The organism is Candidatus Paceibacterota bacterium (assembly GCA_035652395.1).
GTDB lineage: Bacteria > Patescibacteriota > Minisyncoccia > Phycocordibacterales > CAJBRS01 > JADGRH01.
Map to the genome: position 1 here is coordinate 440,819 of DASRDX010000009.1, position 21,884 is coordinate 462,702.

The 21,884-nt window shown below is 44.2% G+C and carries 22 protein-coding genes, 4 tRNA genes and 1 rRNA gene; 7 read left to right on the top strand and 20 right to left on the bottom strand.

Annotation, left to right across the window (positions count from 1 at the left end):
• Window positions 1-2 precede the first annotated feature (2 nt).
• The 7 genes from VFA52_02585 to VFA52_02615 are packed head-to-tail and all read left to right on the top strand — an operon-like array spanning window position 3 to window position 5,759.
• A complete protein-coding gene (locus VFA52_02585) occupies window positions 3-1,262 on the top strand; it encodes a flippase (protein ID HZS43085.1) in 1,260 nt (419 codons plus the stop codon).
• Window positions 1,259-2,212, top strand: coding sequence for a hypothetical protein (locus VFA52_02590; protein HZS43086.1), 954 nt, complete (start codon window positions 1,259-1,261; stop codon window positions 2,210-2,212). Before VFA52_02585 ends, VFA52_02590 begins: the two co-directional genes overlap by 4 nt.
• 4 nt (window positions 2,213-2,216) lie before the next feature.
• The gene (locus VFA52_02595; GenBank protein ID HZS43087.1) at window positions 2,217-2,357 is read left to right on the top strand and encodes a hypothetical protein; all 141 of its coding nucleotides are present in this window, start codon (window positions 2,217-2,219) and stop codon (window positions 2,355-2,357) included.
• The gene (locus VFA52_02600; protein HZS43088.1) at window positions 2,350-3,054 is read left to right on the top strand and encodes a hypothetical protein; all 705 of its coding nucleotides are present in this window, start codon (window positions 2,350-2,352) and stop codon (window positions 3,052-3,054) included. Before VFA52_02595 ends, VFA52_02600 begins: the two co-directional genes overlap by 8 nt.
• A gap of 4 nt (window positions 3,055-3,058) precedes the next feature.
• Window positions 3,059-3,934: an alpha-1,2-fucosyltransferase gene (locus VFA52_02605; protein ID HZS43089.1), complete on the top strand. Its 876-nt coding sequence runs from the start codon at window positions 3,059-3,061 to the stop codon at window positions 3,932-3,934.
• 2 nt (window positions 3,935-3,936) lie between these two features.
• Window positions 3,937-4,746, top strand: a complete 810-nt coding sequence (locus tag VFA52_02610; protein HZS43090.1) for a glycosyltransferase family 2 protein — start codon at window positions 3,937-3,939, stop codon at window positions 4,744-4,746.
• A 38-nt stretch (window positions 4,747-4,784) separates the two neighbouring features.
• Window positions 4,785-5,759 (top strand): laccase domain-containing protein, encoded by a 975-nt coding sequence (locus VFA52_02615; GenBank protein HZS43091.1) that lies wholly within the window; start codon window positions 4,785-4,787, stop codon window positions 5,757-5,759.
• 28 nt (window positions 5,760-5,787) lie between these two features.
• On the opposite strand, the gene VFA52_02620 is transcribed toward VFA52_02615, so the two are convergent.
• The 20 genes from VFA52_02620 to VFA52_02715 form a co-directional block, all read right to left on the bottom strand.
• Window positions 5,788-7,704 (bottom strand): type IV secretory system conjugative DNA transfer family protein, encoded by a 1,917-nt coding sequence (locus tag VFA52_02620; GenBank protein HZS43092.1) that lies wholly within the window; start codon window positions 7,702-7,704, stop codon window positions 5,788-5,790.
• 58 nt (window positions 7,705-7,762) lie between these two features.
• Complete coding sequence (locus VFA52_02625; GenBank protein ID HZS43093.1) at window positions 7,763-7,987, bottom strand: hypothetical protein; 225 nt, start codon at window positions 7,985-7,987, stop codon at window positions 7,763-7,765.
• A 12-nt stretch (window positions 7,988-7,999) separates the two neighbouring features.
• On the bottom strand, window positions 8,000-8,680 hold the full coding sequence (gene rsmI / locus VFA52_02630) for a 16S rRNA (cytidine(1402)-2'-O)-methyltransferase (GenBank protein ID HZS43094.1): 681 nt from the start codon (window positions 8,678-8,680) through the stop codon (window positions 8,000-8,002).
• A 4-nt stretch (window positions 8,681-8,684) separates the two neighbouring features.
• Window positions 8,685-9,233 carry a hypothetical protein gene (locus tag VFA52_02635; protein HZS43095.1) on the bottom strand — a complete coding sequence of 183 codons (549 nt, stop codon included), beginning with the start codon at window positions 9,231-9,233 and terminating at the stop codon, window positions 8,685-8,687.
• A 19-nt stretch (window positions 9,234-9,252) separates the two neighbouring features.
• Window positions 9,253-10,800 carry a Mur ligase family protein gene (locus VFA52_02640; protein HZS43096.1) on the bottom strand — a complete coding sequence of 516 codons (1,548 nt, stop codon included), beginning with the start codon at window positions 10,798-10,800 and terminating at the stop codon, window positions 9,253-9,255.
• Between the two features lie 14 nt (window positions 10,801-10,814).
• Window positions 10,815-11,084, bottom strand: coding sequence for a hypothetical protein (locus tag VFA52_02645; GenBank protein ID HZS43097.1), 270 nt, complete (start codon window positions 11,082-11,084; stop codon window positions 10,815-10,817).
• 13 nt (window positions 11,085-11,097) lie between these two features.
• Window positions 11,098-11,844: a DNA repair protein RadC gene (gene radC / locus VFA52_02650; GenBank protein ID HZS43098.1), complete on the bottom strand. Its 747-nt coding sequence runs from the start codon at window positions 11,842-11,844 to the stop codon at window positions 11,098-11,100.
• Between the two features lie 73 nt (window positions 11,845-11,917).
• A complete protein-coding gene (locus VFA52_02655) occupies window positions 11,918-12,475 on the bottom strand; it encodes a nucleoside monophosphate kinase (protein ID HZS43099.1) in 558 nt (185 codons plus the stop codon).
• Between the two features lie 82 nt (window positions 12,476-12,557).
• Window positions 12,558-13,817, bottom strand: coding sequence for a peptidoglycan-binding domain-containing protein (locus VFA52_02660; GenBank protein HZS43100.1), 1,260 nt, complete (start codon window positions 13,815-13,817; stop codon window positions 12,558-12,560).
• Window positions 13,818-13,960: 143 nt separating this feature from the next.
• Window positions 13,961-14,200, bottom strand: coding sequence for a hypothetical protein (locus tag VFA52_02665; GenBank protein ID HZS43101.1), 240 nt, complete (start codon window positions 14,198-14,200; stop codon window positions 13,961-13,963).
• On the bottom strand, window positions 14,184-14,372 hold the full coding sequence (locus tag VFA52_02670) for a hypothetical protein (protein ID HZS43102.1): 189 nt from the start codon (window positions 14,370-14,372) through the stop codon (window positions 14,184-14,186). The genes VFA52_02665 and VFA52_02670 overlap by 17 nt, the downstream gene beginning before the upstream one ends.
• A gap of 23 nt (window positions 14,373-14,395) precedes the next feature.
• Window positions 14,396-14,466, bottom strand: a tRNA-Ala gene (locus tag VFA52_02675).
• 1 nt (window position 14,467) lies between these two features.
• A complete protein-coding gene (locus VFA52_02680) occupies window positions 14,468-14,794 on the bottom strand; it encodes a hypothetical protein (protein ID HZS43103.1) in 327 nt (108 codons plus the stop codon).
• An 11-nt stretch (window positions 14,795-14,805) separates the two neighbouring features.
• On the bottom strand, window positions 14,806-15,105 hold the full coding sequence (locus VFA52_02685) for a MazG nucleotide pyrophosphohydrolase domain-containing protein (GenBank protein HZS43104.1): 300 nt from the start codon (window positions 15,103-15,105) through the stop codon (window positions 14,806-14,808).
• Between the two features lies 1 nt (window position 15,106).
• Window positions 15,107-15,529 (bottom strand): NUDIX domain-containing protein, encoded by a 423-nt coding sequence (locus tag VFA52_02690; GenBank protein HZS43105.1) that lies wholly within the window; start codon window positions 15,527-15,529, stop codon window positions 15,107-15,109.
• A 1-nt stretch (window position 15,530) separates the two neighbouring features.
• Window positions 15,531-15,606, bottom strand: a tRNA-Ala gene (locus VFA52_02695).
• Between the two features lie 319 nt (window positions 15,607-15,925).
• A tRNA-Leu gene (locus VFA52_02700) sits at window positions 15,926-16,007 on the bottom strand.
• A 145-nt stretch (window positions 16,008-16,152) separates the two neighbouring features.
• Window positions 16,153-16,228: transfer RNA gene (locus VFA52_02705), tRNA-Ile, on the bottom strand.
• A gap of 697 nt (window positions 16,229-16,925) precedes the next feature.
• Window positions 16,926-18,474 (bottom strand): 16S ribosomal RNA (locus VFA52_02710).
• A gap of 383 nt (window positions 18,475-18,857) precedes the next feature.
• Window positions 18,858-21,884 (bottom strand): tail fiber domain-containing protein (locus VFA52_02715; protein ID HZS43106.1); only part of this gene is annotated, 3,027 nt, incomplete at its 5' end.

A 21,884-nucleotide genomic window follows, 5' to 3' on the forward strand; every position in this document is an offset into this window, starting at 1 on the left:
TAATGGAAGGATTCATCAGGTACTTCAAAAATACCGGTTGGTTATTAAGCCAGCGGCTTTTTGGCATGGTTATTGGTTTCTTCGTTACCGCTATTGTGGTGCGCTATTTAGGACCGGTCAATAACGGAATTCTTAATTACGCTATCAGCTTCGTCGGTCTTTTTGGCTTCCTGGCCTCTCTTGGACTCGATCAAGTAATCTATCGGGATTTAATCAAATATCCGGAGCGGGAAAATGAATTTCTAGGTACCAGTATTATCTTGCGGCTGGCAGCCGGCTTTCTGGCCATGCTTTTGGCTATTTCCTTCGGACGCATTTTTAATAGCGACCAGACCATTTTCTATACAATGGCCATCGTCTCCCTAGCCTTTGTTTTTCAGGCTTTCAGCATTATCATTTATTCTTTTCAGGCTAAAGTCGAGTCACATCTACCTTCAATTGCCACCATGATTGTAGTGGTGATTCTAGCCATCTTAAAACTTCTGGTAGTTTATTATCACAAGGGAGTTTTCTATTTTGGAGCTATTTATACTCTGGAGCCATTTCTCTACGCCGTTTTTTTTATCTTCTTTTATCAAAAATATTATTCCTCGCCCTTGCGCTGGAATTTTAATAAGAATTTGGCTAGAGAGATCGTCATTGAAGCTTTCCCGCTGATGCTCTCTGTCGTTTTTACCACTATTTATTCCCGAATTGACCAAGTCCTTCTAAATTACATGATTGACGTAAAGGCCGTCGGTATTTATGATCCGGCCGTTCGACTTTCGGAATTATGGTATTTTATTCCGGCTATTCTAACCGGCTCACTTTTCCCTTCCATTATTAACGCTTATCAGACGGACGAGAAGCTTTACGCCAAACGGTTAATCAGATTAACTCTCTTGCTCATGGCCTTGTCAGCTTCAGCTGGAATCTTTGTTACGATCCTTGCTCATTTCCTAATGAATCTGGTTTTCGGGCCGGCTTTCGTGACGGGTTATCGTGTCCTTCAATTGTACGTTTGGTCCGGTCTCGGAGTCGGGATTGGTTTTGTCATCAATCAATTTTTAATCACAGAAAAGATGGTGCGATATGTTCTTTACAGCTCAATCATCGGCATGCTCTTAAATGTCATATTAAACCTCTTACTTATTCCTAGTCACGGCATTAACGGCTCGGCTCTAGCCACTTTAATTTCTTATATTTTGGGGCCACTTTCCGTGATGTTGTTTCCTCGAGTACGGAAAAGAGTGGCCGTCCTCTTTAGAATTGCCCAGCTATGATCAATATCATCTCTCGTTCAGTTTTAGAAAAAAAGGTTCGCGGTCCGAAAAAAGTCGTCACTAACTTAATGGCCGGCCTTGATCAAATCGGTTTTCCTTATGTTTTAAATCGGGCTCTGGATTCTACCAATATGCTTTGGGTACACGACGATATTCAAGCTCTATCCGAGATAAAAAATCTACCGGAAAGAGTAAAAGTATTGATGGGTCCGAATTTATTTATTAATCCGGAAGAAATTCCATCAAACCTCGATTTGAATCGAGCGCTTTATTTACAGCCATCACAAGAGGTAGCGAATATTTGGAGAACGCGTGGCTTTAACCAAACTGAAATTGCCGTCTGGCCAGCCGGAGTAGATACTGATCAATTTAAACCACAAAACTCTACGAAAAATACCGTTATGATTTATTTTAAAATGCGTCAGCCATCTGAACTCGAAAAAGTAATAACGGAAGTTAAAAAATATTCTCCTTATAAAGTATTTGTTTACGGAGATTACAAAGAAGATGATTTTAAAAAGGCTTTGGCGGAAACTAAATATATTATCTGGCTGGGTTGCCCCGAGAGTCAGGGGTTGGCGCTCTTGGAGGCTTTATCAATGAATATTCCGATTTTAGTGGTGGATGAAGGTAAAAAAGAGTATGGAGTAAAGCTAACCTCGGCACCCTATTTCTCGGAACAGTGCGGCCGGAAAATCGAAAGCTTAGACGATTTTCCGGCCGCCCTCTCCCTCTTCGAGAAAGATTGGCCCACTTACGCACCCCGCCAGTTTATTCTGCAAAATCTCAATCTGGAAAAACAGGCTCACGAGTTTTTAAATTTTTACCAGGATCATTTTGGCTATTCCATTGATCAGGGTAAACACGAAAGACTTCAAAATAACAAAGGCTGGCGAAATAATAGTCCGTGGTTCAGGTTCTACCTGCGTCTGAAAGAAATGCTAAAATAGATGCATGAAGAGCGAACGCCCAAACATCTTAATCAGACTTTGGCGATTGCTTTATCACGACTATATCTATAAACCGCGGGAAAAACGCTGGATTAAAATGGTGCTAGAAAAAACCCAAGACAAAGAAATAAAAACCTATGAGTAAAGAGTTGGTTTTAGAAATCAAAAACGGCGGCATTGGCGATCACCTTTTTTATAGCCATATTCCTCGGATTGCCAAGGAAACTGGCGCTTACGAGAAGGTCTATCTTTCGAATCGCTCTAATCTCCGAAATCCAGATTATCGGCATTTTCTTTGGGAGCTAAATCCCCACCTTGACGGCTTTATTGACAAAGGCGGTCGCTACCCTACTTTTCAGGCTGTTCGGGAGGGATCTAATATTCTTGATGAAATCATGTTAGAACTTGGGCTTGATGATGGCAAACGCTATCACGAGCCGGAGCTTTATTATCAGCCAAAAATGATTCGAGCCTTGGAAAACAGCGTTCTTTACGATCCGAATTATTTAAGCAGTGCCGGTTTTGTCACCGCTCCGACTCTAATCAATTATTTAAAAGACCATCAAATTCAAGTGAACGCCCAATTAATTATTCGTTCCGGTCCTTCAATCCCCATTTTAGATTTTGATTATTATCTGAAAACTACTTCTTTTGAAAATTTTATTGACATCCTTTATTCGGTTAAGGAGCTTTACTGTCTGGTCACTGGTACCGCCACTTTGGCTTCCGCCCTAAAAAGAAAGGCTACAGTTTTTTACACCAAAGACCAGATGCCGATGTTTAGGCATTCTAAAATTAATAATTATGTAGAGCTACAGGCGCCGCCTCTAGCCAGAATTTAAAAAAATGATTATCGTCAAATTAAAAGGCGGTATGGGCAACCAAATGTTTCAATATGCTCTGGCTCGACGACGGGCGGAAGATTTAAAAGCCCCTTTTAAATTGGATATAACGGGTTTTGAAAATCAGCCTTCTATTGAGACAAAAAGAGACTATCAACTTCATCATTTCAATATCATTGAAAATTTCGCTACTCCTGAAGAAATCCGGAAGATAAAATATCCGTGGGGCTTTTTTTCAAAATTAAAAAAGGCTGTTATGGGTAAAATCTTACGGCATCAGCACATTGGCTATGAGGCGGAAATTCTTAAGAAAAAAGGGGATGTTTATTTAGATGGATATTGGCATAATGAAAAATACTTTCAATCAATTAGAAGCATTCTGGAGTGGGAATTTAGCTTAAAAGAGCCTCTTTCAGAAGCTGGAGAGCGGGCGGCGGCCGAAATTAAAGCGGCCGGCGCCTCCGGTAAAAGCGCCGTCTCACTTCATGTCCGACGCGGGGATTACGCCAGCGATCCGGCCACTCATAAATATCATGGACTAATGACCACCGAATATTACGGCGGAGCTATTGAGATAATTAAAAGTAGGGTCGGCGATATTAAAGTCTTCGTCTTCTCGGATGAGATTGAGTGGGTTAAGGAGCACATTCCCCTAAAAGATGAACATTATTTTGTTACCAATCCAAAGATCCCCTTCTATGAAGAGGTGTATTTGATGAGTCTTTGCGAGCACAACATTATTGCCAATTCAAGCTTTAGCTGGTGGGCAGCCTGGCTAAATCAAAACCCCAATAAAATTGTGGTGGCTCCTAAAAAGTGGCTGGCTAAAACAGGCAACGATTATTATCACGAAATTCCAGACAGCTGGATCAAGATATAAATATGGAGGACCAAAATCCGCTTGTCAGTATTATCATGCTTACCTACAATCGGGCTAAATATATTAGCGCCGCTATTGAGAGCGTGATCAATCAAAATTTTGCTAATTGGGAATTATTGATTGTTGACGGAGGCTCTCGCGACAATACGGAAAATATTATTTCTAAATATTTAAACGATCCGAGAATTAAATATCACAAACTGGAAAATAACATGGGCTTAACCGGCAACCGCAATCAGGCTTTGAAGCTGGCGCGCGGTAAGTATATTGCCGTTTTAGACAGCGATGACGTCTGGATCAGCGATGAGAAGCTTGGGGCTCAAGTGAAATTTTTAGAAGAAAATAAAAATTATGTTTTAGTCGGTACCAATTTTGAACGCATTGATGAAAGTGGCCGTCGCCTTGAAAAGGTGACAGTGGCTATTACTGATCAGGAAATTCGAAATAACATTCTATTAAGAAATGAATTTGCTCATAGCAGTGTAATTTTTCTGAAAGAAAAATTACAAAATACAGACTTTTTGCCAGAAAGCGTGGATCCAAAAGTGATATCTGTATACGATCCTTCCCTTTTCATCTGGGAAGACTACGACCTATGGCTTCGCCTTGGTCTCCTCGGCAAAATGGCCAATCTACCGGAATTCATGACTGCTTATCGCAAGCACACTGGCAGCATCTCCGGCGCTCGCAAAATTAAAGGCGCTCTGACTAATCTAAAAATCATTAAGCGTTACAAGAAATTCTACCCTCATTACTTCAAGGCCTGGCTCAAAGGCTGGTTTCGGGTCTTGGCAAGAGCAATTGGATTTTAATTGACTTTCCAGACAGTTTTCCCTACTCTCATAAGTAGATGAAAATCATGGATGTCTTTGGTGGAATCACCAATATCATACGTGGCACAGTTTCTGTCACGCGTTTAGGACCGGTTCGGGAACCATACCCGCACGGCGACCTACTTCAACAGGCAGTTCTGCGATGGATTTTTGAAATGGTTGAAAAGGCTGGAGCAACAGAAATCTACGCTCCGGACCCGATTAAAGAAAATGGTCTAGTCATCGAACCACGACCAATCCGGAAATCCGGTAGGATTGTTGACCCGGGTTATCCCGAGTTTGATCAGCTAATCACCATCCCCGAAAGCACTGTCCGCTGCTTTCGAGGTATGGATAAAGCTTACGCTGATGGCATTATTCTGCCCGATAAAACCGCCATCTTTATGTTTCCGGCAGATTGCCTGACTATAAATGTGGTGGATGTAGTTTTGGGAAAAAGCTCGTTCGAGCATGGGCCGCGTGAATCCACCCGTCGCAATCTGATACCGGCGGTAATGGAAAAATTCCGGGATTCAAAAAAAGAAAACCTCAGGGTTATGCTGTGCTTTGGCATTCAGCCCGAGCATTTTGATCACCCTTTTAACCATCCAGTATTTGGCTCCCATAACCAAGAAATGGTTGAAGAAATCCTAGAGCGCTGGCCCAAAGCCATTGTTGGCAATCCGAAGGAAGGAAAAATCTGGCTTCATATGCTGGCTGCTCAAAGATTCATGGAATATGGAGTTCCGGCGGAAAACATCTTTTTTGATGATATGGATACTTATGCAGAAAGGCGTCCAAATGGCCAATTCGCCTACTGGTCCGCCAGACGAGATCGCAAGGAGCGGGAAAAAAGACAAAAGTCCGACGAGTGGACACCGTTGGAGACTCCAGCTCTTCAAAGGCCTAGAAACCTTGTAATCTCTATTAATCGCGGAAGCTTCAGCCCAAAATGGGATTGGCGAACTGTTCCAGGTATTCACCCTGTTTCGGAGATTATGAAAACTATATGATCCGGATTCTTATTCGGATCATTTTTATTTAAATCTCTAAAATCCGACGGAGAACTTCTTCGGGGACTTCGCGGTTTGAAGGTTTTGAAAGTTCTGGTTTTTTAGCTAAAACTGGCTCTTGTTTTTTAATTTCGGGAGCTGTTTGAGATGGAGTTTGAGGTTTTGATTCGGCTTGGGTAGATGCGGGCTGCGCTTCTGGCTGACTTTCGACAGCAGGAGGTTGCTGATTAAGAGCATCTCCCATGACGGAGAGCAGGGCTTCCCGGAGCTGCGACATGTTTTCTTTGGTCGGAGTTTTCTTGTCGTTTTTCACTTCCTCCTTTTTTAAATGATCTAGGGAAATTGCCTTACGCAATTCTCTTTCACGACGCTCTCGATCTTCGGGCGTTTCCCTATCTCGATTCCGATCTGGGGGATTGTTTCGGGGAATATTTTCACGTCGCGGCATCACTGGAGCAGGTTGCCGATCATCTCTGTTCTCTCGGGGTCGATCCGCACTAGCCTCACGAGGTCGATTAAAATCGTTTCTTGGCCGCTGATCGCGGCTACGATTTTGACCTTGGTCTCGGTTTGGGGCGGCCGCGAAGCGGCCGCCCCTCTCGCCCGTCGCCTGCCCTCGAGCACCGCCTCCTATTCCCGAACCACTCAAGGCATTTGCTGCTTCCTCATGCCAGCGCTTAATGGCCTCTTCCACTTCCCTTCTTGGTCGAGCGTAAGCCGCTCGCGAATGTTCAAAAATTTCCTTTTTAAAGGATACAATCGGTCTTTCAATCGGTGGCAAAGTGGTAGCAGAAAATGGTTGCGAAGTTACGCCGTCAATCATTAGTTTCAAATAAATCTGGACGAAACCCAAATTAACCAGATCTTCGGCGGTAAACTGCGGAGCAAATTCCTTTTCCAAGACTTCCGCATCATAAGCTCCGACTCGAAAACAAATCATGGTGCCGACGTTACCGAAGACAGCCGCCCTTACTTCTTCCGACATCTGTTCAATATATTGGTGGGCTACCGTCAGATTCAATTTATATTTTCTGGCTTCCGAGAGAATGTCGGCAAAAGATTCGTTGGCAAAGTTCTGAAATTCATCCACGTAAAGATAAAAATTGGGCAAGCTGCGCATCTGATGCTCACTCTGATCGGCACGACTCATGGCCGCCAGATAGATTTTGGTAATAACCATTGAGCCTAGAAGATTGGCATTCGCTTCCCCCATTCGGCCCTTAGAGAGATTGATGATTACAATTTTTCTCTCATCCATCATTTGCCGTAAATCAAAAGTGGACTTGGGCTGACCGATAATATTCCTGATCAGTGGATTGGAAATGAATTGGCCGATTTTATTTTGAATGGCGGCGCCAGCTTCCTGCATATAACGATCGCCATATTTAGCGAACTCATCAATCCAAAAGGAACGGACGGACGGGTCCGTGATATTATCTACCACTTTCTTTCGGTACTCTTTATCCGCCAGCATTCGATTAACTCCGATCAGCGTCGAATCAGGATACTCCAAAAGAGCTAGCAAAATATTATTGAGAATGTATTCCATTCGAGCGCTCCAAGCATCTACCCAGATTTTCTTGAAGGCACTCATCAAACCATTGGCTACAAGATGGCGTTTGTCCGGCCCAACATCCTCCATGACGTTAAAGGAAACCGGATGGTCCATGTCGAATGGAGCAAAATACAAAACATCCTTGATTCGATTTTCAGAAACGTAGTCGAGTAATAATTCCGCAGTTTTGCCGTGAGGATCCAGAAAAGCAAATCCCTCCCCATTCTGAATATCCTGAATGGCCATATTTTCCAGCATGGTAGATTTTCCCATGCCCGTCTTTCCGATAATATACATGTGCTTCAGACGGTCTTCTTTTTTGATACCGAATTTTACCCGACGATTGCGCGAATCGGTTTCGGCGAAATATGTAATTCGATTGTCGTCCATATTATGCTAAGGAACTTAGGCCTTATATGAGCATTTTACAATTTTCCGGACGAGAATACTATTGGCTCGAGGAACTATCGTTTTCTATAAAAGTGGAGGCTTTAGGGCCTTTATTGGAGCGCGGCATTCTGGCCATTTGTTCCCGATAAATAAAATAGGAGGAGACAGCCACAATTAAGGCCAAAACAATAATGAAAAAAGCTCGCCATGATGGCGGAAATCCCAGAAGCGGAATAATGGCAATGACAACGGCCAGAACAATATTAGTAATATATTTGTTCATATTCGCATTATATCATTTTTTAGCCTCGACGATTACTACGAACTCTCCCCTGACTTTATCCGGATTATTCTGGAAATAAAGAAGAATCTCAGAGGAGGTGCCGGAAACAATTTCTTCGTAGATTTTAGTGAGTTCGCGAGCAATTACTATTTGACGCTCGGCCGAAAGATGCCGGCCGAGCGCTTCCAGAGTTTTCAGAATACGATGGGGCGATTCGTAGAAGACGGTTGGTCGCCGCGAAGCGGCGACCTCTTTAAACAAAGTCTCTCTGCCCTTCTTGTGTGGTAGAAATCCTAAAAATAAAAAATCCGAAGCTGGCAGTCCGGAAACGGAGAGGGCCGCCGCCAAGGCGGCGGCCCCCGGCACCGGTGTTATCTTTATTTCTGGAAATCTCTCTCGAATTTTGGAAATAAGTAAACTGCCCGGATCAGAAATAGTCGGTGTGCCAGCGTCTGAGACCAAAGCCAAAGTCTTTCCTTCTTCGATCATGTCAAGGATTTTGTCAATCTTGGAAAGTTTTGACTGAGAATGGTACGACATGGTGACCGTATTGATGCCGTATTTGGCCATAAGGCGTTTTGTCACTCGAGTATCCTCACACAAAATTAAATCAACCTCTTTTAGAAGCCTGACAGCCCGAAAAGTTATATCCTCCAAATTTCCGATTGGAGTGGCGATTACATAAAATGTCATTGAGTTATTTAATCAATACTAGCTGGTTATTCTGAAACTTGTATCGATGAATACCGTGAAGAGAGGCGCAGCAATGCGGATCATTTGGAGCCAGAATGTCTAATTCCAAGTCTATAGTCCTATCCTGATTAATAGTGACTTTTCGAATATTTCTAACGGTATTGCCTTTTGTCAGAGGAATATCCAAGGCCTTGGTTTGAAGAATGTTATTTTGCTTGAATATGACAAAAAGCTCGTCCATGGAATCGCCACGAGCGGTAGTAATAATGGCCAGACCATCTCGAATTTTATCGCCGTTAATATCTCCAAGGGCAGACTGATCAATGCTAGAAGAAATGTGGGCCGTCTTGTCCTCGGCCTTGCCATTTTTAAAATTAGCACTAACCTCCCCCTGCCAGACTTGATATGTTCCATTTAAAATATCCGAAGAGGTAACATCCTGATAAGTGGGTCTGTTTCCGGCCTTAGCCGAAAGATTAAATAATCCAATAATTACTAAAACGAAAATCAGTGCAACGACAATGTGGATTCGATATTTGTAAATGATGTCCATCGTTTAAATATAGCGGAAACTATCGGCTTTTCAAGGCATTGAGAAGATCCTTATGAATCCCGTCAAAAGAACCATTGGACATAATTAGAATGACATCCCCGGACTGGAGATGCGGCAGAGCGGCTTTCAAAAGCTCTGCCGCCTTTGGATAGAAGGTGGCTTTGGGTAGGCCGCCATTATCGAGCGCGCCATTTTCTGAGGCGCGCTCGATAATGGCGGCCGCTACCTTCTCTTCATCGATAAAATCATCCTTACTGTCATTATGCCGAAGTGGCGGCACGGAGAGATATACTAGATCGGCCTGATCAAAAGCTTTGCCGTACTCTTCTTCAAATAGTTTTCGACGGCTGGTGTTTGAGCGCGGCTCAAAAAAAGCTATTAATCGCCTTTTTGGAAACTTTTCTCTAATAGAAGCAATGGTTTCTCGAACCGCCGTGGGGTGATGAGCAAAATCGTCAACAACACTGATACCGTTCACTTCGCCGACAATTTCCTGTCGTCTCTTCATGCCGGCAAAGCTCCCTAGCCCCTGACGAATTTCTTCAAATGATAGGCCATTGGAAAGAGCCATACCGCAGACCGCTAAAGTATTTAAGATGTTGTGTCTTCCGTGCAGAGTAGTCTTAACTCGCCCCAACTCTTTTTTATTAGCAAAAAGTGAGAAAGATTCTCCGTCGGAAGTCGTTTCAATATTTCGAGCTTCCAATTGATTGTCATCTAGAAATCCGTAAAAGTGAATGTTGCATTTGACACTCGCCGCTAAGGCTCTGACATTTTTATCATCTCCCCACAAAAATAGATGCCCGTCTTCCGGAATACTCTCGGCCAAAAAACGAAAAGCTTGAGTATAATCCGCCAGATCATCGTAGATATCGATATGATCAAATTCCAATGAAGTAATGACGGCACTGGTGGGATGATAATGCAGAAACTTTGGAGATTTATCAAAATAGGCCGTGTCGTACTCGTCCCCTTCTACAATGACCGTATTTCCTTTGCCATAGGCATAAGTTTTATCGGTATTTTTCAAAACTCCTCCCACTAAATAAGTTGGATCTTTTCCGGCATCTTCGAATAAATGAGCCAAAAGACCAGTGGTAGTGGTTTTGCCGTGAGTCCCCGCCACCACTAAAGATTTTCGGGTGCCGCCCTTGGCGGCACCCGAAATAAAGAACAGATCAAAAGCCTCGGCAATTGAAAGGGTTGGAAGATTGTTTTCCCGAGCATATTTGGCTTCCGGATTATTTGGCCCAGAGAAATTACCAATAACTACTAAATCCGCTCCTGCTAAATTTTCGGCTTTAAATCCTTCAAAAAGTGGAATGCCAAGAGCAACGATCTGATCGCTCATAGGCGGATAAGCGGCCTCGTCAGAGCCCGTGACTTCATACCCCGCTTCTTTTAGTAGACCGGCCAAAGAGCCCATGGCCGTGCCGCAAACACCGGTCAGATGAATTTTTCTGACGGAGGACGCTGCCTGTGGCAGCGTCCTCTTAAACATCCTCAACTCCCGATCTGCCAGCCTTTGAAGCTTCTTCTGATAATAGAGTTCGGCGTCAGGGGTCATGAAATGGCTTGAAGTTACTGACTCTCTAAAGTTCTCTTCAGATCAATCAGTTCCTTAAGAATTTTAGCTAATTCGGCAGCTTCAGTTTCTGAAAATTCTGCTTTGACTTCAAACTGTCCCAGTCTTCGTAAGAAAAACTTATATAGATCCGTAAAATGATTTTCAAATGTTGAAGCCGTATCTTCCTGGATAACTTGGTACAGACTTCCGTCTTCCAAGTACTGGTCATGTCTTGGAATAAGGTAGAACCTTTCTTTAGTAATTACTTTGTGTCTTTTTTGCATAATAAATCGTCGATCAATAAGAAGCTTCAATACTGGCGAATTTCTCGCCAGATACAATGACATGATCGACTAGACTAATACCTATTAATTTACCCGCGTTGATTAATTGTTTAGTAATTTCAATATCAGCCTTACTTGGTTTGACACTGCCGGAGGGATGATTATGAACTAAAATAATAGCCGCTGCTCCGAATTCAATTGCCGGCTTAAAGACTTCTCGGGGGTGAATGATGTTTGAATTAAGTGTGCCGATGGAAATTACTTCGTCATGGATAACTTTCTGATGAGTATTCAGATAGATGCCGCGCAAATGTTCCTTAGAGAGGTTGTGCATGTCTCGAACATATTGGTGAACATCGCGAGCGGTGCGAATAACAGCCGGCGCCATATTATTTTTTTCAAAGAATCGGCGACCGAGTTCGGCGGTAGCCGCAATAGTAACTGCTTTAATTAGCGGAATATCCAGATCTTTAGCCATGACTTTCGGGTCAATATGGCTGGCAAGACTGCGTTCGCCATATTCTTTTAGAACTCGTCCCGACATCTCCAGAACATCCTCTTTTACAGTACCGGTACCTAGCACAACGGCCACTAATTCCTGCAGAGACAGAGCGCCGGGGCCATATTTTAGAAGCTTCTCCCGAGGCTTGCCCTCGTCAGGCATTTCCTTGATTTTCAGAATATATTTACGATCTTGGAGATTCCCGTCTATCAAAAATAGATCATTATCTTCAACTTTATACAAAGCGGTTGATTTCATGGCTAAATTATAGCACTTTGATTTAAAATTTTGTTAAAGAAACTATAAAATTTAAGGGCTAATCTGAATGGCTTTATTGAAGGATCTTAGACATTAATTGATCAATTTTCTGATAAAAATCTTCAAAATCTTTGTAATCTGAAAGTGAGTAATCAGCCATTGCTAAAACGGCATTCACATTGCAATCGTTGATATTCTGATTTTTTTCTTCATCTTCTTGTTCCGCTCTAAATTGTTCAAAACTTATTTGATCGCTGGCTCTTTTTCGCTTAGCCGCCCACTGATAGCGTTGCTCAATTGGAACGTCTAGAGCGATTAATTTTCCACCAGCCTTCTTTAAAGTCTCGGCTTCGCCGAGACTGCGAATGCCGCTGATAATAAGCCGCGGGTGGGGATCTTTCAAGGCTTCTTTCATTAAATAATCACCACCAAATTTTTGACGCAATTGCGTGGCCGTCTCTCTTACCAGCGGTCGAGTCATTTCTCCTAAATTATTTTCCTTGATATAAGTTCTAACGATATCACTGGTTGAAAGATGGGAAAACTCATAATGATCAACTAAATAATTCGATAGAGTGTCCTTACCGCTGGCCGGATAACCGGTGACACCGAGAATAATTCTTTTGGGCATTTTTAAAGTATAGCAAGATAGGAAAAGAAAAAGAGGGAAGCCGCAAGCGGCTTCCCTCTTCTATTCAAATGTTCAAAACTGTCTACAGTCTCTGGGCTGGCATTTTGGCAGATGCTAATGTCAAGCGCTCACGTTCCGGCGCCTGTTTCTGTGGGAGGTAAACAGTCCTACCTCGACCATCGAATACTTTCACTCCGTGCCTGTTGGCACCATAAAGCGGAATGTAGTCGGAATCCGTTCCATCCTCCGATACTAAGATCGGCACAGCGTGGAAACTAGGATCCAGAATATAGCGTTTGCCATTATATTGCCCTTCAGCCCAACAGTGGGTATTCCATTGGTTCTTCCAGTTATCGTCTCCGAGAAACTGGATATTATAGTCCCTACGCGGACGATTTCGATGTTGTCCGATTACCCACTGAATGTCAGGATCCCCTGCCAGCACCTCCATGATCAGCAATGATTTCCCCAAACATACCTGATAAGCCGGCGTCGACTGATCCTTCGGCACGAAGTAGAAACCCTTCTTTTGCCAAGCCATTGGTAAATATGGCAGCATCGGACGCGGATCAACCGCCTTCACAGCATGCACCGCCTTCATTTGTTCGATCGCTTCAAACAGATGATTCGTCTTGTTGGTTTTCACCCGACTGAGAAGGTTAAAGCGGTACTGACACCAATCGTAGTAAAGCGTCGGTATGGTCACTTGAGTCGCGCCTTCAGCCATTTTGTTCGAAAACTCCGAGGATTTGGAGAGATTGGAAGGTTTCAGAGGAGCCTGCCCGAACAAAGATTTGTTGACGTATGTTCGCGTAATCGGCCCGACGATGCCGTCGTCCTTCAAATTGTGATCTTTCTGAAACTTGGCGGTTACCTTCTCCGTCAGATAGCCGTAGTTCCCTTTTGGTACGCCTTTCGGCATAAAGGGGTAGCCATTCTCTTCCAAAAAGGTCTGCCAAGCGGCCACTTCCATGCCGGTGTCGCCGAAGCCCAGATTCTGACTGAATCGATGAGGATTAACCTCCACCTGATTTTCCGAACTGATTTTCGCAGATTGAAGAGCGGACGGTTCGACGTCGTCGCTTATGGCTGAATCGGGAGCTGGGGTCGAGACTGAGTAGCCTTTCGCCAACGTGCTGTTCGGCTTCGGTTGATTGGAGGCGATCTGTTCGATCATGTCTCCATTTCCTGACTGGCCAGTCTTGGCCGCCAGTTGATGGTGGGCTCCGTCTCTCGGATTTTTATCATCCGAGCTAACACCTTGAGTGGTATTACAGGCTGAGTTAAGCAGCCCGATCACCAAAACAGAAGCCACAAAGGTGGCCTTGATAATTCTTTTCATTTCTACCTCCTAGTTGAGATTGTTGAAATTTGTTGAGTTGATGGCTCTCTCGGACTGCCCTTATAGACAGCTTTCAATGAGCACGTTACTGTAAATAACCTTAAGTTTTAATGAATTTTTGTCAAGTAAATAAAAACTGCGCCTTAATTGGCCGCAGTTATTGTCCTAGTTTTCGTCTTTTTTGGTCGTGATGCATCCTGGATGATTTTACGTAGAAGCTTTAGAGATTGGGTCCCGTGGGGATCCATTTTTCGAACATTTCTCGCTGCTTCTTCCCAACTTTCGTCTCGATCGGAAACATCACATGGATGTTGCTCTTCGCGGGCCACATGCAAATCATCAGTTGCCCTGCTGTAACCAGCTCCTTCAATTAATCGCGGCATCTTTTCCTCCTGGAATTACTGCCATCTTCCCCTCGCGAGAAATGGTGTATGTTTCTATCACCGATCCCTTGTGATCATCTCCGACAAGAGGTCTGACATTTGGTCGTGGTTGAAAAGAAAGGCCAGCAACTTCTAAATTCCTGATCATTTCATCTTCTTCAGACGATTTCATTCTAAAAAATATTATAACACAGGTGGACTCGACGGTAATCGAAACCGTGTCTCCGCAATGCGAATGCGGTGTATTGCCACTATACTACGAGCCCATTATTTTTCTAAGATAAAGTCTCTTAAAGCTCTCTCAAAAAGTGAGCTGTCCCAATTTATCAGTCGATAGCTTTCCTTTTCAGGACTTCTCTCGGAACGGGCAAAATCGCAGAAACTCATAATGCAAAGCTTTTCATCATCCCATGATATTGAAGAATATAGATCAGTCGCCTTAGATGGAAAGTGTTTCTGAAACTGCTCAAAAATAAAATTCTGAATATCATTTTGGTTTTCAAAGCCATCACTATTATTTTTTTCTATGATAGCGCTGCTTATATCCTTAATAGCCGCTTCAATAATATTTGGTTCAGATTCTAGTGAAGACATATTATTAAAAGTTAATATCGATCCTTATCTCGGGTGGTTACCTTATCGAAACTCTTGCGAATAGCCTTGTCTAAATCAATATCATTAGAATTTGCCAGACAGATTAAAGTATAGATGATATCGCCAATTTCTTCCTCTAAATCCTGCTTGGCTTCATCATCTTTTTTCTTTTTCGGCCCATAAATGTGATTGATCAGGCGGGCCAATTCCCCACCCTCTTCAAACAACCGCACAATTATTTCGTGCGGTGTCCAATATTGCCAGTCTTTTTCCTTGAACCATTTATCCAGTTCTTGTTGGTAATTTTTCATATTAAGCGTCCCAGAAATTTTTTCCGGTTTTTAATGATTCAAAGTAAGTTGGAAGAGGAGCAAATAGCGGCGTTGGCAATTTATTCGTATCGTACCAATTCCAACTTTCTATCTTATTTGGCTCAACTATCTTTGGTTCACCATTTTTCCAATCAGCGATTAACCCCACATCAATATAATGTTTCGGCGCGTATTCTTTTAGATTCACTAATCGTAGAAAACGGATGTTTTCAATTTCCATTCCAGTTTCTTCCCTTACTTCCCGTCTAGCGCATTCTTCAAAGGATTCCATGTATTCCAGATGTCCACCCGGCCATGCATATTCACCTTCTCCATGTGAACCTCGTCTTTTTCCGAGTAAGACCTTGCCGTCTTTAAAAATCATGACCCCGACACCAACTTTTGGGAATAGTTGTTCAGACATTTGGTGGACCATACCGGAATCGAACCGGTTACCTCTTCCATGCCATGGAAGCGCTCTACCAAGTGAGCTAATGGCCCAATGTATTCCCTATTGTAATGCAAAAAGTTCTTCCTGCCATCCGGAAAGCGCCTTACCAAGTGAGCTAATGGTCCGTGATTTTATTTTATCAAATTTCGGAGCACTGGGATTTGAACCCAGAGTCCTACGAACCCGAATCGTAGATGTTACCGTTACACCATGCTCCGGTGGGCACGGGAGAGGATTTGGTCACAAATATTTGCCTGCTGGCAAATTTCGCGACCCCGCCTCGCGCCGACGCGCTCCGGCTTTCAAATCTCCCCGCGCCTCTCAATGATTACCTCTCGATGTGCCCCCGGCACATCTTGCGGATCATTGTGGGCACGGGGAGATTTGAACTCCCAATCCTTGCGGAATACGTCTCTGAAACGTACGTGTATACCAGTTCCACCACGTGCCCTATTTATAGTGTGGTCACAGATAATTTCCTCGCCGGTCGCTCAGAAATTTCCGCGACCCCGCCTCGCCTGTTTTTGTTACTACAAAAACATGGCTGCGGCTCGCACCAGTCTCCAAAAACCTAAAGCAGTTTAGGTTTTTGTTGCTGGTGCGCGCACTAGGGGTCGAACCTAGGACCTCACGAGTATCAGTCGTGTGCTCTACCAACTGAGCTATACGCGCATTTAACAGAGTTAAAAGATAACAAAAAATGTTGAAAAATAAAAGCGACAGCGCCGAAGCATGATGCGACGGCGCTGTTGGAGATGATAAAGCATTGAATCCCTGAAGAAGAAGGAGGATGGCAACCATAAGGGCGATGAAACCTACTCCAATGAGAAGGGACAATCCCACATCTTTAAAAAGTCGCCCCCAACTTTGATCATCAGGATCAATACGATGAGTATAAAAAGACATAACCTATTTACATAATACCATATCTAAATAAAAAGTCAATAAAGACAAAGGCGCTTCACTAAAGTGAAGCGCCTTGAAAGCTGCAAGAATCTTAATGAAGATTCAGTGGATAGACCGGCTTGTTTTGGATCACGCGGACCACTTGAGCCGGAATGTCTCCGTAAAAGTACAGAGCTATCGCGAAGGCATAGCAAACAAAAAGTTTCATTCTTTTATATTCTATCATATATACCGAGGAAAGTCAACCAAGAAAAAGCGGCCCTAACGGGCCGCTTTTTAGCATTCTTTCTTTTGTTCCGTTCTTACCTCGCCGAAGCTCTTTCGAGCGAAGGCGGGTCTGTCTTCCCAGATGCCAGATCATCTTTCAGAATGTAGATCATCATTCATCATATACTCGATCGAGATATACGATATCGACACCTTCAGCCCAGCACTTTGCAAGCAAAGTGCTGGACGTTTTTCAATTTGAATTATTCCACGAGCAGCTTCCGCTACCCGTGCCTTGTTACGACTTACTCCCTGTTACTAAGTTTACCGTAGGCCCACACGAGGTGAGACTTCGGGTACTCCTAGTTTCCTTGAGTTGACGGGCGGTGAGTACAAGACTTGAGAACGTATTCACCGCGGTATAGCTGACCCGCGATTACTAGCAATTCCGGCTTCATGAGGTCGAGTTGCAGACCTCAATCCGAACTGGCGCCGCTTTTCTAACGATTTGCTCTGCCTTACGGCTTTGCGTCGCGTTGTAGCGGCGATTGTATTATGTGTGTAGCCCAAGATATCAAAGGGACATGCTGACCTGGCGTCATCCTCACCTTCCCCCCAGCACCATTTTCCCGAATAGAAATTTCTACTGCCGAAAAATGGTGCTGGGTGGTCTCGCGTGACACTTATAACACGCGACGAGGGTTGCGTTCGTTACCCCACTTAAGGGAACAATTCAAACCACGAACTGACGACGGCCATGCATCACCTGTCCAACCGTCCTTGTGAGACGACAATAGTTTCCTACTGTCTTCGCTTGGATTTCTAACCTTGGTAAGGTTCTTCGTTTGTCGTCGAATTGAACCACATAATCCACTGCTTGTGCAAGTCCCCGTCTATTCCTTTGAGTTTTAGCCTTGCGGCCGTACTACCCAGGCGCTTCTCTTAACGCGTTAGCTACGCCTCTCAGAGGGTCGATACTCCGAAAAGCTAGAGAAGATCGTTTAGGGCGTGGACTACTGGGGTATCTAATCCCATTCGCTACCCACGCTTTCGTGTTTCAGCGTCAGGAATGTGCCAGTGAATTGCCTTCGCATTTGGTGTTCCCCATGATATCAACGGATTTCACCCCTACACCATGAGTTCCATTCACCTCTCACATCCTCTAGATTTGCCGTTTCTTCTGCGAGCCCCCGGTTGAGCCGAAGAATTTGACAGAAGACTAACAAAACCGCCTACACACCCTTTACGCCCAATGATTCCGGATAACGCTTGGGGCACTCGTATTACCGCTGCTGCTGGCACGAGTTTAGCAACCCCTTATTCTTCGGGTACTATCAATAACTTTCTCCCCGACAAAAGCAGTTTACATACCGAAGCACTTCATCCTGCACGCGGCGTCGCTCCGTCAGGCTTTCGCCCATTGCGGAAGATTCTCGACTGCGGCCACCCGTAGGTGTATGGACCGTATCTCAGTTCCATCGGTGGGGATCCGCCTCTCAGCGCCCCTAGACGTCATAGCCTTGGTGAGCCATTACCTCACCAACTAGCTGATATCCCGCAGGCCTTTCCCGAAGCGAAATTCTTTGCTCCTTAGAGATTATCCGGTATTAGCTCATCTTTCGATGAGTTATTCCAGACTTCGGGGGAAGTACCTACGTGTTACTACCTCGTTTGCCACTGCCCAACACTTTGCTAATCAATTCTTTCTCAAAAGAATTGCCGAACAAAGTGTTGGGCCGTTTGACTTGCATGCCTTATCCACGCCGCCAGCGTTCATCCTGAGCTAGGATCAAACTCTAAAATTAAATTTTAAAGAAAAATTTCTTTGAAATTTTTTAGAACGGAACAAAAGAAAAAATGCTAATTTTTTCTTTCATTTCCCAGCTCGAATCGTTTAAATTTTGTGTGATCCCACTTCGCTCTGAAACAGAGCTCCGCGAGATTGACTTGCACTGTCTCCAGGTTAATAGAGACAATACGTTCTTACTTATGAATAATTTCAATGAACAAACCGCCGCTTCTCCAAAAAGCGTTTTAATGCAATTAGATAAGCGGTAGGAGTAGTATAGTCACTTAAAAAAGGATGTCAAGTTTTGGCTTAAAATAAGGGTATTTGGGCTAGCGGAGATAAGAAATAAGCCGGCGAATTTAAGGAGTTTGGGTCTATCGAGAATTTGATTTCCCAATATTAATTGGAAGAGGTTGAAGAAGCTTCGGCAGATGGAGTGGATGTATCGGGAGCAGGTGGAGTTGGTTCCGGCGTAACTGTATCAGTGGAAGAAGCACTCACCGAAGAAGTAGAGGAAGCGTCTTCTATTACAGTATGGTCGCTTCCGCCGTTCTCTCCCCCATTATCTGGAACAATCACTGTATTGTTGTTGGAATCAGTAGTAATTATTGTGCCACTACCCGGTGCGCCAGTTGCATCGCTACTGGTAGGGGTTGAAGTTGCCGATTCATCTGGACACTCGCCCGGGTCAGTCTTCATTGTTCCGTTTTGCATAGTAATGCAATAGTAGTCTCCCGTGACTTTATCCTTAATGGTAATCCCTTCTTCTACTTTTACATGCTTTACCGTCAATCTCTCCACAAACACATTCTTCAAGTAAGCAATACCATCCACTACCTCAGCGCCAAAGGACTGAAGAGCTCCGAGAATCTCTCCTCCAAGAGAGGTGTGATTAGTTCCGAGATTGGTGAGAGATTCAATGGAAGAGACTCGGATCTCTAGGGAGGCTAGGGCTTCAGTGGTGGAAGCATTTTGATCCTCGAGCTTCTTTGAAAGAGCCTGTATTCCTACTAGAGCAATGCCGGCGGGATCAATGGTGGAGATGGAGGTGTTGGAGTTTCCAACGTGAAAGGTCTCATAGAAGTCTTGAGCTACCGGACCAATGTGTTTAACTGTGGAGTCTTCACTCTTGTAGTTCCATTCTGTGACTGGGAGAGAATTGATTTTCTTTAAGATATCTTCTCCATCTAATGGAGTGAGGTTCTCCTTGAGATTCCTGTCTGAAGCGTTAGTCCAGGTACCTCCGGTTGAGAGGCAGGCGCCGTTTGAGGCGAGGACGCTCTTGTCTCCATTAATAGAGAGCCAGCCATTGCAATATCCTATCTGTGAGGAAGAGGAGGTGGCGTTAGTGAGGCAGGCGCCGAAGGCGGAGGAACAGAGACCACTTGCCGTATTACAAAAACCCACTGCGGTTGTGGAGGTGCCAGAGGCGATATTAGTATCTCCAAAAGCCGAGCTGTGATAACCGCTCGAGGTATTACTATAGCCGGAAGCAGAGGAACAATTGCCGGAGGCATTATTCAAACGCCCAAGAGCTGTAGCACTTAACCCGCTGGCGGTGTTTTGAGCACCGAAAGCGGATGCGCAAGTGTTAGAAGATGTATTTAAAAACCCGAACGCTGACGAACGATTGCTGGAGGCGGTATTTTGATATCCAAAAGCGGAAGCACAACCTCCAGAGGCAATGTTACGATGACCAAAAGCATTTGCACAAGTACTACTAGCTATATTTAAAAATCCTATGGCTGAAGCTCCTATGGCTGAAGCGGTGTTTAAATATCCAGAGGCCGAACTTCGACATCCATTTGCAATATTACAAAAACCAAACGCACTTGATGAGGTACCGGAGGCAGTATTGGTAAAGCCGAAAGCGGAGCTACAATTTCCCGTTGCTTTATTTTGATTTTCAAAAGCTGTTCCCGCTCCAAAAGCGGAGCTGTAACCACCACTGGCTAATGTATAGCCTCCAAAAGCATAGCTATTATCGCCACTCGAACAGTCTTTGTAGCCAAAAGCAGCAGAACTAAGGCCAGATGATTCATTGCAGTTACCTAAAGCAGAACTGTTACTTCCTGAGGAAAAATTATTTATTCCAAAATCTATAGAGGAAATACCGCAAGCTCGGTTACTCATTCCAAAAGCTAAACCTTGGCAACCCGACGCAGTATTATTTGCTCCAAAAGCGGAACTGCTGATTCCAGAAGCGTTGTTAGAATAACCGGAAGCGAGGCTGTATATTCCACTAGCACTATTGTGGTAACCAAAAGCAGAACTCCGACAACCCGAAGCAGTATTTATTGCGCCGAAAGCCGCACTTTGATAACCCGTAGCATGATTATAATAACCTGAAGCAGAACTATAGTATCCAGAGGCTGTATTAAAATTACCCAAAGCTGAACTTAGATACTGACCGCTGGCAGTGTTGCAGTAACCGAAAGCTGAACTTCGATATCCTCCTACGGTATTGTAGTAACCAGAGGCGGTACTGTTACCTCCCGAAACTGTATTACAAAACCCAAGAGCAGTAGCGCCTGCATTAGAGGTTGTGTTATGAAAACCAAAAGCGGAAGAGTTACAGGCTGTGGCAAAGTTGTAATATCCCGAAGCAGTGGATGCTATGCCGGAAGCTAGATTTTGATTACCCAGAGCAGTGGACTGATTGGCGGTAGAACAATTTCCAAAACCCACTGAGGTTGAAAAAGGGGCGCATGCTACGTTGTTACCTCCGAACGCATTGGAATTATCGCCTCCCGCGTGGTTGGCGTAACCAACGGCGACAGAGTAAGAACCCGAAGCAGTATTGCTATTTCCAAAAGCACTGCCGTATTGAGCCGAGGCGGTGTTGTGATAACCAAAAGCATTAGTTTGATATCCACTAGCTGTATTGCATATACCAAAAGAAGATGCAAAACATCCAGAACTATATCCCTCAATCTGTACTGATAAGGAACTATTTCCAATCGCACAAGAATTGGTCCCCATGGCTATTCCTCCATTTCCGAGGGCGCAGTTACGGTTTCCTATGGCTATGCTGGAATTTCCGGCCGTGACAAATCCGGTATTATTAGCATTACCAATAGCAATACTTCCATTAAAGGCAGCGTTAGCAACATTACTAATTCCTATTGCAATATTCGAATATCCTCCGACTGCTCCCAGGGCACAATTGGAATTACCAATCGCTACTCCACAGGTAGTAGTGGCACAATTGCGCCAACCGAAGACTGAACTACAATTTCCACTCGCCACATTGCAATAGCCCACGGCACTAGCGTTCGTTCCAGGAGCAGAGTTTCCAAACCCCACCACAATTGGATTGAGGCTGTTGACGTTAGTGGAGAAGTTGTTCTGGATGTTTGTAACATTGTTTTGGATATTAGTGATCTGTCCTTGGAGATTCTGGACATCCGCCTGTGAGGGTGAACC